The 12,147-nt window shown below is 55.5% G+C and carries 13 protein-coding genes and 1 tRNA gene; 13 read left to right on the plus strand and 1 reads right to left on the minus strand.

Annotated elements, in window-relative coordinates; genetic code table 11:
- Positions 1-119: 119 nt before the first annotated feature.
- On the minus strand, positions 120-1,334 hold the full coding sequence (locus AC0969_RS18095) for an adenylate/guanylate cyclase domain-containing protein (RefSeq protein WP_479625552.1): 1,215 nt from the start codon (positions 1,332-1,334) through the stop codon (positions 120-122).
- Between the two features lie 146 nt (positions 1,335-1,480).
- Between AC0969_RS18095 and ypfJ the strand changes: the two genes are divergently transcribed.
- From ypfJ to nuoF, 13 genes are all read left to right on the plus strand, one after another.
- Positions 1,481-2,359 carry a KPN_02809 family neutral zinc metallopeptidase gene (gene ypfJ, locus AC0969_RS18100; RefSeq protein WP_479625553.1) on the plus strand — a complete coding sequence of 293 codons (879 nt, stop codon included), beginning with the start codon at positions 1,481-1,483 and terminating at the stop codon, positions 2,357-2,359.
- A gap of 103 nt (positions 2,360-2,462) precedes the next feature.
- On the plus strand, positions 2,463-2,729 hold the full coding sequence (gene rpsO / locus AC0969_RS18105; RefSeq protein ID WP_315203918.1) for a 30S ribosomal protein S15: 267 nt from the start codon (positions 2,463-2,465) through the stop codon (positions 2,727-2,729).
- A 209-nt stretch (positions 2,730-2,938) separates the two neighbouring features.
- The gene (gene pnp / locus AC0969_RS18110) at positions 2,939-5,059 is read left to right on the plus strand and encodes a polyribonucleotide nucleotidyltransferase (protein ID WP_479625554.1); all 2,121 of its coding nucleotides are present in this window, start codon (positions 2,939-2,941) and stop codon (positions 5,057-5,059) included.
- A gap of 60 nt (positions 5,060-5,119) precedes the next feature.
- Positions 5,120-6,109 carry an NAD(P)H-quinone oxidoreductase gene (locus AC0969_RS18115; protein WP_479625555.1) on the plus strand — a complete coding sequence of 330 codons (990 nt, stop codon included), beginning with the start codon at positions 5,120-5,122 and terminating at the stop codon, positions 6,107-6,109.
- A 4-nt stretch (positions 6,110-6,113) separates the two neighbouring features.
- The gene (gene tpiA, locus AC0969_RS18120) at positions 6,114-6,857 is read left to right on the plus strand and encodes a triose-phosphate isomerase (protein WP_479625556.1); all 744 of its coding nucleotides are present in this window, start codon (positions 6,114-6,116) and stop codon (positions 6,855-6,857) included.
- Between the two features lie 52 nt (positions 6,858-6,909).
- Complete coding sequence (secG, locus tag AC0969_RS18125; RefSeq protein WP_479625557.1) at positions 6,910-7,308, plus strand: preprotein translocase subunit SecG; 399 nt, start codon at positions 6,910-6,912, stop codon at positions 7,306-7,308.
- A gap of 114 nt (positions 7,309-7,422) precedes the next feature.
- Positions 7,423-7,507 (plus strand) — tRNA-Leu (locus tag AC0969_RS18130).
- Positions 7,508-7,565: 58 nt separating this feature from the next.
- Entirely contained in the window at positions 7,566-7,925 is a 360-nt protein-coding gene (locus tag AC0969_RS18135) for an NADH-quinone oxidoreductase subunit A (RefSeq protein ID WP_479625558.1), read from the plus strand.
- Between the two features lie 4 nt (positions 7,926-7,929).
- A complete protein-coding gene (locus AC0969_RS18140; protein WP_315185685.1) occupies positions 7,930-8,406 on the plus strand; it encodes an NADH-quinone oxidoreductase subunit NuoB in 477 nt (158 codons plus the stop codon).
- Between the two features lies 1 nt (position 8,407).
- Complete coding sequence (locus tag AC0969_RS18145; protein WP_479625559.1) at positions 8,408-9,016, plus strand: NADH-quinone oxidoreductase subunit C; 609 nt, start codon at positions 8,408-8,410, stop codon at positions 9,014-9,016.
- A gap of 14 nt (positions 9,017-9,030) precedes the next feature.
- Positions 9,031-10,284 carry an NADH-quinone oxidoreductase subunit D gene (locus tag AC0969_RS18150; protein ID WP_479586253.1) on the plus strand — a complete coding sequence of 418 codons (1,254 nt, stop codon included), beginning with the start codon at positions 9,031-9,033 and terminating at the stop codon, positions 10,282-10,284.
- Positions 10,285-10,291: 7 nt separating this feature from the next.
- Complete coding sequence (nuoE, locus tag AC0969_RS18155; protein ID WP_479625560.1) at positions 10,292-10,795, plus strand: NADH-quinone oxidoreductase subunit NuoE; 504 nt, start codon at positions 10,292-10,294, stop codon at positions 10,793-10,795.
- Positions 10,792-12,147, plus strand: coding sequence for an NADH-quinone oxidoreductase subunit NuoF (nuoF, locus tag AC0969_RS18160; protein ID WP_479625593.1), 1,356 nt, complete (start codon positions 10,792-10,794; stop codon positions 12,145-12,147). Before nuoE ends, nuoF begins: the two co-directional genes overlap by 4 nt.

Raw genomic sequence — 12,147 nt, forward strand, 5'->3', positions numbered from 1 at the left:
TCGATGCACCTCAACCACGCAACCCGCTAAATCCCTTCGCTTCGTCTTGATTTTTGTCGCTGGCACATTGGCCGCTTGGTCATCCGCAGAATTGTGCAAGTGGCTCTATTTAATAGCATCTACTGGGGCTGAGACTGGATGCTGTCAATGACTTTTTGCAGATCGGCTACGGCTCGATCCCGGTTTTCACCCGAGAGTTTGTCCAGGTCTACCGACAAGCGCAGGCCGGGGTAGCGCTGGTTCAGGCTGTCGGGCGGGGTCTCGGGGTTATGGATGTCGCGCAGCACAAAGCAGCGAATTTCACGCGACACGCCCTTGGCCGTGAGCGGCTCGCGCTCGTGGGCATCGAACTCGTCTTTCACCAGCGCGTAGGTTTCGTACGACATGATGATGCCGTCAGGTTCGCCGTTTTGCTCCAGCCGGGCGGCCAGGTTCACCTCGCTGCCGATCACGGTGTAGTCCATGCGCTGGTCGCTGCCAAAGTTGCCCACGTGGCAAAAACCGGTGTTGATGCCGATGCGGATCTGGAACGGGTGCCGGTCGCCCTTGTCGCGCCAAATCTCGCGCAGCGCGTGCATGCGCCGTTGCATTGCCACGGCCATGCGCACGCACTGCAAGGCATCCTCTTGCACGCCGCGCGTTTCGGGGTCGCCAAAAAAGATCAGGATGGCATCGCCGACAAACTTGTCGATGGTGGCTCCAAACTCCAGTGCAATCTTCGACATTTCCGAGAAGTAGCTGTTCAAAAAGTAGGTCAAATCTTCGGGCTGCATGCCCTCGGAGGTTTTAGTGAAGTCCTTAATATCCGAGAAAAAAATCGTCAACTTCTTACGCACCGCCTGGATAGACACGTCCTGATCGCCTTCGAAAATCGTTTTGTACACCTGTGGCGACAGGTAGCGCGAGAGTTTGTTCGACAGCGAATGCAGCATCGCTGTGCGCACGTTCAGGGCAATGTGGTTGTGCACGCGGGCTAGCAGGATGGGCGGGCAGATGGGTTTTGTGATGAAGTCCACAGCCCCCATCTCAAAGCCTTTTTCTTCAGAATCGTTGTCGGACTTGGCGGTGAGAAAGATCACCGGAATATCCCGAGTGGCCGGATTTTCTTTGAGGCGGCGACACACCTCGTAGCCGTCGATCTGCGGCATCATGATGTCGAGCAAGATCAAATCGGGGGGGGGGGCCGATGCCGCCACCGCTAGCCCTTTTTCGCCGTGGTTGACTACCTTGACACGGTAGGTGTCCTTGAGCAGTGCCGCCATCAGGGTCAGGTTGTCGGCAGTGTCGTCCACCACCAAGACGGTAGGTTTTTCGGCGAAGCCCAACATTTTCATACAGTGTCATCCCACGCCTGCCTGCACGCATACAACACGCGGGCCGGTGGCGCAAAGAATCGTACACCGCAGACCGTGCTGAATGTGACATTTTGCATGTTTGGGCCGCGCTGTACCATGCCGCCATCGATCACAGGAGCAGGCATATGAAATGGGAAGGCAATCGCGAATCCAGTAACGTCGAAGACCGGCGGGATGGCGGGGAGGGCGGCTCTGGCGGCGGCATGTTGGGCGGGCGCAGCATCGGCATTGGCACCATCGTGGTGGCCTTGCTCGGTAGCTGGATATTCGGCATCAACCCGATGACCATCATCAGCCTGATGGGCGGCGGCAGCGCGCCCCAGATCCAGCAGCAGGCACCTGCCCAGCGGCCACCCAAAGACGACCCGTTGGCCAAGTTTGTCTCTACCGTGCTGGCCGATACCGAAGATGTCTGGCGTGATGTGTTTGCCAAGGCGGGCGGTACCTACCGGGAGCCCGCCCTGGTGCTGTTTCGCGGGGCGACGCGTACCGCATGCGGCCAGGGCCAGGCGGCGATGGGGCCGTTTTATTGCCCTGGCGACCAGAAGGTCTATATCGACCTGGGTTTCTATGAAACTCTTAAAAATCAGCTGGGTGCTCCGGGTGAGTTTGCCCAGGCCTACGTGATTGCCCATGAAGTCGGCCACCACGTGCAAAACCTGATGGGTATCAGCGAAAAAGTCGATGCCATGCGCAGCCGGGTCAGTAAAACCCAGTACAACGCCCTGAGCGTGCGCCTGGAGTTGCAAGCCGACTGCTTTGCGGGTTTGTGGACCAAGCATGCGCAGAATGCGCGCCAGATTCTGGAAAACGGCGATATCGAGTCGGCCATGAATGCCGCCGCCAAGATTGGCGACGACGCTTTGCAGCGCGCTAGCGGCGGCGAAGTAGTGCCCGACAGCTTCACCCACGGCACCAGCGCCCAGCGCCAGCGCTGGTTCAATACGGGCTACCAGACGGGCGTGGTGAAGTCCTGCGACACCTTCAGCGCGCGCCAGCTCTGAGCGCTGAGACGTTCGGGCTATAATTTACAGGCTTTGCACGGTGCAAAGCGCACGTTGACTGAAACTCCATCTATCAACGCAAGTCACATTTAACGGATAAAACATGATCGCATCCTCTATCAAGGCCGAAGTCGTCAAGGCTAACGCGCGCAGCGCCACCGACACCGGCAGTCCAGAAGTGCAAGTTGCACTGCTGACCGCACGTATCAACGAACTCACCCCCCACTTCAAGCTCCACGCCAAAGACCACCACGGTCGTCGTGGCCTGCTGCGTATGGTGAGCCGTCGCCGCAAGCTGTTGGACTACCTGAACTCCAAAGACCACGAGCGTTATGTCGCTCTGATCGCGAAACTCGGCCTGCGTAAGTAATCCCAGTTCCCAATGCACAAGCGCCTGAGTTAGTTCACTAGCTCAGGCGTTTTTGTTTGTCCTTAAGAGGCGATTTACCCCATGCGCGCTGTGTCATTCCATAAGCCTGAGTCCACTCGGTGGCGGTTTATGGAATGGCATCGTATGGCCGAACCCTCTTTGTTCCTCGCCAGTCCGTGTGGACTGCAAACCCTCCCAGGAGACCCGAAATGACTATGTTCAATAAAGTAAGCAAAACCTTTCAGTGGGGTGCCAACACCGTCACGATGGAAACCGGCGAAATGGCCCGCCAATCTACCGGCGCTGTGTTGCTGGACATGGACGGCACCGTGGTGCTGGCCACCGTGGTTGCCAAAACCGTTGGCAAACCCGGCCAAGACTTCTTCCCACTGACCGTCGATTACCTCGAAAAGACCTACGCTGCAGGCAAGATCCCCGGTAGCTTTTTCAAGCGCGAAGGCCGCCCCAGCGAGTTTGAAACCCTGACCAGCCGCTTGATCGACCGTCCGATCCGCCCGCTGTTCCCCGAAGGCTTTTTCAACGAAGTGCATGTGGTCATCCACACCCTGTCGCTGAACCCAGAAGTCGATGCCGACATCGCCGCCTTGATCGCCACCAGCGCCGCTTTGTCGGTCAGTGGCATTCCATTCAGCGGCCCCATCGGTGCGGCCCGCGTGGGTTACATCAATGGTGAATACGTACTGAACCCCGGCCAGACCGCCCGCAAGGGATCGATCATGGACTTGGTCGTTGCCGGCACCGAAACCGCTGTGCTGATGGTCGAGTCCGAAGCCCAGCAACTGTCCGAAGAAATCATGCTCGGCGGTGTCATGTTTGGCCACGAGCAAGGCGTAATCGCCATCAACGCCATCCACGAACTGGTGCGTGACGCAGGCAAGCCTGTCTGGGATTGGACCGCCCCCGCCAAGGACGAACCACTGATCGCCAAGGTCGGTGAATTGGCCCAGGAAAAACTGGTTGCCGCTTACCAAATCCGTAACAAGCAAGCCCGTACCCAGGCGTGTCGTGCCGCGTACGCCGAAGTCATGGTCGCTTTGAAGGCCGATGGCGCAGCGTTTGATAGCGTGACCGTCGAAGGCATGCTGTTCGACATCGAAGCCAAGATCGTGCGCAGCCAGATTCTGGCCGGCGAGCCCCGTATCGACGGCCGCGACACCCGTACTGTGCGCGCCATCGAAATCCGCAACAGCGTACTGCCCCGTACCCACGGTTCTGCCTTGTTTACCCGTGGCGAAACCCAGGCTTTGGTGGTCACCACGCTGGGCACCGAGCGCGATGCCCAGCGTATTGACGCACTGGCTGGCGAGTACGAAGACCGCTTCATGCTGCACTACAACATGCCTCCGTTCGCCACCGGCGAAACCGGTCGCGTGGGTACACCCAAGCGCCGTGAAATCGGCCACGGCCGTCTGGCCAAGCGCGCTTTGGTGGCTGTTTTGCCTAGCAAGGAAGACTTCCCCTACACCATGCGTGTGGTGTCGGAAATCACCGAATCGAATGGCTCCTCGTCGATGGCTTCGGTCTGCGGCGGCTGCCTGTCGCTGATGGACGCTGGCGTGCCGATGAAAGCCCACGTGGCCGGTATCGCCATGGGCCTGATCAAGGACGGCAACCGTTTTGCCGTTTTGACCGACATTTTGGGTGACGAAGACCACCTGGGTGACATGGACTTCAAGGTTGCCGGTACCACCAACGGTATTACCGCGCTGCAAATGGACATCAAAATCCAGGGCATCACCAAAGAGATCATGCAGGTTGCACTGGCCCAGGCCAAGGAAGCCCGCTTGCACATCCTCGACAAGATGATGGAAGCCATGTCTGAAGCCAAGACCGAAGTGTCTACCTTCGCCCCCCGCCTGTTCACCATGAAGATCAATCCGGAAAAAATCCGTGACGTGATCGGCAAGGGCGGCGCAGTCATCCGTGCGTTGACCGAAGAAACCGGCACGCAGATCAACATCGAAGAAGACGGCACCATCACCATCGCTTCCAGCGATCCAGCCAAGGCCGAAGAAGCCAAGCGCCGCATCGAGCAGATTACCGCTGAAGTCGAAATCGGCAAGGTCTACGAAGGTGCCATTACCAAAATTCTGGACTTCGGTGCACTGGTCAATCTGCTGCCCGGCAAAGACGGTTTGCTGCACATCAGCCAGATCGCCCACGAGCGTGTGGAAAAGGTCACTGACTACCTGTCCGAAGGCCAGATCGTCAAGGTCAAGGTCATGGAGACGGATGAAAAAGGCCGTATCAAGCTGTCCATGAAGGCTTTGCTGGAGCGTCCTGCTTACAGTCCGGAAGCCCAGCGCTAAATCTAGCGTCTCGCAGCTGTGGCAACGCAGTTGCGAGCCTCGAAGAGATCCCCTCCAACCATGAAAGCCATTGAAATCACAGCCTACGGCGCGCCGGATGTCCTGCGTATAGCAGAGCGCCCTGTGCCTGTGGCCGGGGCCGGTGAGTTGCTGATTCGCGTATCTGCCAGCGGTGTGAACCGGCCTGATGTACTCCAGCGAATGGGCAACTACCCCGTGCCTGCGGGGGCTTCGGATATTCCTGGTCTGGAGGTGGCGGGTGTGGTGGTGTCCGGCGATGTGGAGGCCATGGCGCAGGTAGGCTTGCAGATCGGCGACCGCGTCTGTGCGCTGGTGGCGGGTGGCGGATATGCGCAGATGTGCGTCGCTCCGGTGGCGCAGTGTTTGCCTATTCCGCAAGGCTTGACCGATGTCGAGGCGGCATCCCTGCCTGAGACCTTCTTCACGGTGTGGAGCAATGTGTTTGACCGGGCTCGCTTGCAAAAAGGCGAAATCCTGTTGGTGCAAGGTGGTTCCAGCGGTATTGGCATCACGGCCATCCAGCTCGCCAAGGCAATGGGTGCTACGGTGTTGGTGACAGCGGGAAGCGATGCAAAATGCGCCGCCTGCCTAGCCTTGGGTGCGGACTATGCGATCAACTATAAGACCCATGATTTCGTGGAAGAAGTTCAGCGCATCACCCAAGGGTGTGGTGTGGACGTGGTCCTCGACATGGTGGCCGGCAGCTATGTGGCCCGCGAGATCCAGTGCTTGGCCGAAGACGGCCGTCTGGTCATTATTGCGGTGCAAGGCGGGCTCAAGAGTGAGATCCATGCGGGTTTGGTGCTGCGCAAGCGCCTGACTATCACTGGGTCTACCTTGCGTATCCGCTCTGTGGCTTTCAAGGCTGCCATTGCACAGGCTTTGCAGCAACAGGTCTGGCCCATGCTGGCCAGTGGCCGCATCAAGCCCGTGGTCTACCGGGTATTTCCCGCAGCGGATGGGGGTCCCCAAGCGCATGCGCTGATGGAGTCAGGTGCAAACATTGGAAAAATCGTTTTGACATGGTGATGCTATGAAGAAAAAACTGATTGTTGGTAATTGGAAGATGAACGGCAGCCTGGCTGCGAACCAGGCTTTGCTGCAAGCATTATTGGCGGGTGTGGGTCAGCCAACATGCGGCGTGGCGGTTTGTATTTCATCGCCTTATTTGGCTCAAGCGCAGGTAATACTTGCGTCTGGTGCTATTTATTTAGGAGCGCAAGACGTTTCGCAGCATGCGCTGGGGGCATTCACCGGTGAAATCTCGCCTGCCATGTTGAAAGAGTTTGGTGTGCGTTATGCCATCGTCGGTCATTCTGAACGTCGCCAGTACCACGGCGAAACCGATGCCGTAGTGGCATTGAAAACCCAAAGTGCTTTGGCTGCAGGTATAACGCCCATTGTCTGTGTGGGTGAAACCCTGGCCGAGCGGCAGGCGGGTAAAACCGAAGAAGTGGTGAAGCGCCAACTGGCGGCAGTAGTGCATACCAATGGCCATTGCATTAGTGAAATTGTGTTGGCATACGAGCCAGTGTGGGCCATTGGCACAGGCCTGACGGCTACGCCTGAGCAGGCGCAGCAAGTACATGCTTTGTTGCGCGCCCAGCTTCATGCGGCCACCAACCAGGCCGATCGTATTCAGATTTTGTACGGTGGCAGCATGAACGCGGCCAATGCTGCGCAATTGCTGGCCCAGGCAGATATAGATGGTGGTTTGGTGGGCGGTGCATCGCTCAAGGCGGCAGACTTTTTAGCGATTGTGTCGGCGGCCCAGTAGGCTGTGCGATACGGTGTATTCATATTTACGAGTTTGATTTAGGAGTATTGAGATGAATTTTTTGTTGACCCTTTTGCTGGCGGTCCAGATGTTGGCTGCGATCGGCATGATCGGCTTGATTTTGGTCCAGCATGGCAAGGGAGCAGACATGGGGGCAGCATTTGGCAGTGGTAGTTCTGGAAGCTTGTTCGGTGCTAGCGGCAGCGCTAATTTTTTATCGCGTACGACGGGAATTTTGGCTGCAGTATTTTTTGCCTGCACTTTGGCTTTGGCATATTTCAACAGTGCGCGTACCGTCAGTTCCGGCAGTGTGCTGGAGCGCGCGGTGGTCATTACCCCTGAGTCGGCTGCCTCGGGTGTCGCAGGAGCGATACCGGGCTCTACCCCCGGTGCAATGCCAGTCGCACCCGCTGTTGCCGCCTCTGGTGCTGGGCAAATTCCGACTAAATAATATGGGTTGAATTTCTCAGTCACCCTAAGAACGTCAGGGTAATCGAGTAAAATTCATAGCTGTGCAGAAAGCCACAAACCGCAAGGTTCCTCATGCCATCTGTACAGAAAAACCGCCGTCGTGGTGAAATTGGTAGACACGCTATCTTGAGGGGGTAGTGGCGAAAGCTGTGCGAGTTCGAGTCTCGCCGACGGCACCAACAAAAAGACCTGCCGAGCCTGTGCTCGGCAGGTCATAGCGGTGATCAGAACCTCAAGATGAACTTAGATCAGTACCTCCCAGTCCTTTTGTTCATCTTAGTCGGCATAGGTGTCGGCGTAGTACCCCAAGTGCTCGGCCATATTTTTGGCCCCAACAGGCCCGATGCGGCCAAAAACTCCCCTTACGAATGTGGCTTTGAAGCATTTGAAGATGCACGCATGAAATTTGACGTGCGTTACTACCTTGTGGCCATTCTTTTTATCTTGTTCGACCTGGAAATAGCATTCCTTTTCCCTTGGGCGGTAGCGCTCAAAGAGGTAGGCATCGTTGGCTTCTGGGCAGTCATTATTTTTCTGGGTATTCTTGTTGTGGGCTTTGTCTACGAGTGGAAAAAAGGGGCCCTTGATTGGGAGTAGCACGATGATTGAAGGTGTCATGAAAGAAGGGTTTGTCACCACGTCTTACGACTCGGTGGTGAATTGGGCGAAGACCGGTTCGCTGTGGCCAATGACGTTTGGCTTGGCCTGTTGCGCAGTCGAGATGATGCATGCTGGTGCTGCACGTTACGACATGGACCGTTTTGGTATGTTGTTTCGCCCTAGCCCGCGCCAAAGCGATTTGATGATCGTTGCTGGTACGCTGTGCAACAAAATGGCCCCGGCTTTGCGCAAGGTATATGACCAAATGCCCGAGCCGCGTTGGGTTTTGTCCATGGGTTCGTGTGCTAACGGTGGCGGCTACTATCACTACAGTTACTCCGTGGTGCGCGGCTGTGACCGTATCGTACCGGTCGATGTGTATGTGCCAGGTTGCCCACCTACGGCAGAAGCGTTGCTGTATGGCGTAATTCAGTTGCAGCAAAAAATCCGTCGCACCAACACGATTGCGAGGGCTTGAGATGACTGTATTTGCTGTCCACCCCGAGGCTTTAAAAGATACTTTGGTTCAGATTCTGGCTGCTCAGGCGAGCCGTGTTAGTGTCTCGCTGGGTGAAGTCGAAGTGCTAGTGCGGGCGCCTGATTACATGGCAGTTGCAACGCTTTTACGCGATGCACCAGGATGCAAGTTTGAGCAGCTGATTGACCTGTGCGGTATGGATTATTCGTCATTCCAAGATGGTGCTTATGAGGGCCCTCGTTATGGTGTTGTACTGCAGTTGCTGTCGGTTAGCTTAAATCAGCGCGTACGGCTTAAAGTGCTTTGCCCCGATGACGATTTCCCAGTGGTCGATTCCATTAATGGTGTCTGGAATTCCGCCAACTGGTTTGAACGTGAAGCTTTTGACCTTTTCGGGATCATCTTTGAAGGCCATAACGATCTGCGCCGCATCCTGACAGATTACGGCTTTATTGGCCATCCGTTTCGCAAAGATTTCCCGACTTCGGGCCATGTCGAAATGCGTTATGACCCAGAGCAAAAACGTGTCATTTACCAGCCTGTATCGATTGAACCGCGCGAAATTACACCCCGCATCATCCGGGAAGACAATTACGGGGGCTTGCATTAAGCACAAGATGTCTCATGGCTGAAATTAAAAACTACACGCTCAATTTTGGGCCGCAGCATCCTGCTGCACACGGTGTTTTGCGTCTGGTGCTTGAGCTCGATGGCGAAGTCATCCAACGGGCCGATCCGCATATCGGTTTGCTGCACCGTGCTACGGAGAAATTGGCAGAAACCAAGACTTTCATCCAGTCATTGCCTTATATGGATCGTTTGGACTACGTGTCCATGATGGCAAATGAGCAGGCTTATTGCCTCGCCATTGAAAAAATGATGGGTATTGAGGTGCCGATACGTGCCCAGTACATCCGCGTGATGTTTGCGGAAATTACCCGTTTACTAAACCATTTGCTGTGGTTGGGCGCGCACGGGCTTGATTGCGGTGCGATGAATGTCTTGATTTATTGCTTCCGTGAGCGGGAAGATCTGTTTGACATGTATGAAGCGGTGAGTGGCGCGCGCATGCATGCTGCTTATTTCCGTCCTGGTGGCGTATACCGTGACCTGCCTGATGCGATGCCGCAGTACAAAGTCAGCCGCATCAAGAATGCAAAAGCTATGGCGCAGTTGAATGAAAACCGCCAAGGCAGCTTGTTGGATTTCATTGATGATTTTTCTACCCGCTTTCCTAAATGCGTAGATGAATATGAAACTCTTCTTACGGAAAACCGTATTTGGAAGCAGCGCACTGTAGGGATTGCAGTGGTTACGCCCGAGCGGGCTTTGAATCTGGGTTTCACGGGGCCGATGCTGAGGGGCTCCGGCATTGCTTGGGACTTGCGCAAGAAGCAGCCCTACGATGCTTACGACAAGATGGATTTTGATATCCCGGTGGGTAAAACCGGTGATTGCTACGACCGATATTTGGTCCGTGTGCAAGAAATGCGTGAATCCAATCGCATCATCAAGCAGTGCGTCGATTGGCTGCGCGTGAACCCAGGTCCTGTCATTACCGATAACCACAAAGTGGCTGCACCGGCACGTGAGTCGATGAAGGCGAATATGGAGGAGTTGATCCACCATTTCAAGCTCTTCACGGAAGGCTTCCATGTGCCGCTTGGGGAGGCTTATGCAGCGGTCGAGCACCCTAAAGGTGAGTTCGGTATTTATTTGGTCAGTGATGGGGCCAACAAGCCTTACCGTTTAAAGATTCGGGCTCCAGGGTTTGCACATTTGGCTGCAATGGACGAGTTGTCTCGCGGCCACATGATTGCGGATGCCGTAGCCGTCATCGGCACGATGGATATCGTGTTTGGCGAAATTGACAGGTAATGCACGCATGATTTCTGAATCCACCAAAATTCGTTTCGCCCGCGAAGTGGCCAAGTTTCCAGCCGACCAGAAGCAATCTGCCGTTATGGCATGCCTCTCTATCGTGCAGCAAGAACTGGGATACGTGAGTGCAGAGAGTGAAAATGTCGTTGCGGAGTACTTGGGCATGCCCCCGATTGCGGTGCATGAAGTCACGACCTTCTACAACATGTACAACCAGGCTCCGGTAGGGCGTTTTAAATTGAACGTGTGCACCAATTTGCCATGCCAACTGCGCGACGGTGCCAAGGCTTTGAAACATCTTGAGGATAAGCTGGGCATTTCAATGAATGAAACCACGATAGATGGCCTGTTCACCTTGCAGCAGAGCGAATGCTTGGGAGCCTGCGCGGATTCCCCCGTGATGCTGGTGAATGACCGCACCATGTGCAGTTTTATGAGCAACGAAAAATTGGACCAGTTGGTGGATGGACTGCGTGCATCTGCCACCACTTCTGCGGAGGTTAAATAATGTCGGCAGAACAAATACTCTCCCAATTCAAGGCGACTGGGGTTCAAACCAGTTTTCATGGCCGCCATATTAATCCGCAAATCATGGCGGATCTAGATGGTACGAACTGGCAGATCAAGGCTTACGAAGCCCGCGGTGGCTACCAAGCGTTACGCAAAATTTTGGGTAAAGACGGCGGCGAAGGCCTCACCCAAGACCAAGTTATTGCTACGGTCAAAGAATCTGCGTTGCGTGGCCGAGGTGGTGCAGGCTTTCCAACGGGTTTGAAGTGGAGCTTCATGCCTCGGCAGTTTCCTGGACAAAAGTACTTAGTCTGCAATTCGGACGAAGGCGAGCCGGGCACTTGCAAAGACCGCGACATCATGCAGTACAACCCGCATATCGTGATTGAAGGTATGGCGATTGCAGCGTATGCCATGGGTATTTCGGTGGGTTACAACTACATTCATGGCGAGATTTTCGGAACCTACGAGCGTTTTGAAGAGGCGCTGGAAGAGGCCCGCGCAGCAGGTTTGTTGGGTAACAACATTCTGGGCAGCAACTATTCGTTCCAACTGCATGCGTCCCATGGGTTTGGGGCCTATATCTGCGGTGAAGAAACTGCCTTACTGGAATCGCTGGAAGGCAAAAAAGGCCAGCCGCGTTTCAAGCCGCCATTTCCGGCTAGCTTCGGTTTGTATGGCAAACCAACCACCATCAACAATACGGAAACCTTTGCGGCTGTACCGTGGATCATCCGCAATGGTGGATTGGCGTATCTGGAATGCGGTAAGCCCAATAACGGTGGCACCAAGATCTACTCAGTCAGCGGTGATGTAGAGCGACCTGGTAATTACGAGATACCCATGGGTACGCCGTTCTCCAAGTTGCTTGAATTGGCTGGTGGCGTACGCACCGGGCGCACCCTCAAGGCGGTGATTCCTGGTGGCTCCTCTGCCCCAGTGCTACCCGCAGATACCATGATGCAATGCACTATGGACTATGACTCGATTGCCAAGGCTGGTTCCATGCTGGGCTCCGGGGCAGTGATCGTCATGGACGATTCGCGCAATATGGTCGAGAGTCTGTTGCGTTTGTCCTATTTTTATTCGCATGAGTCTTGCGGGCAATGCACGCCTTGCCGCGAAGGCACGGGCTGGATGTGGCGGGTGATTGACCGCATTTGGCGTGGTGATGGCCGAGCAACAGATTTAGACTTGCTGAACTCGGTTGCAGACAATATACAGGGTCGCACCATTTGTGCCCTCGGTGACGCAGCGGCCATGCCCGTGCGCGCCATGATCAAGCATTTCCGCCCTGAATTCGAGGCGTTGATCCAGAACAAAAAACCCCAGGCTGCGGCGCACGCCTGA

The sequence above is a fragment of the Rhodoferax sp. LB1P47 genome, assembly GCF_056521445.1.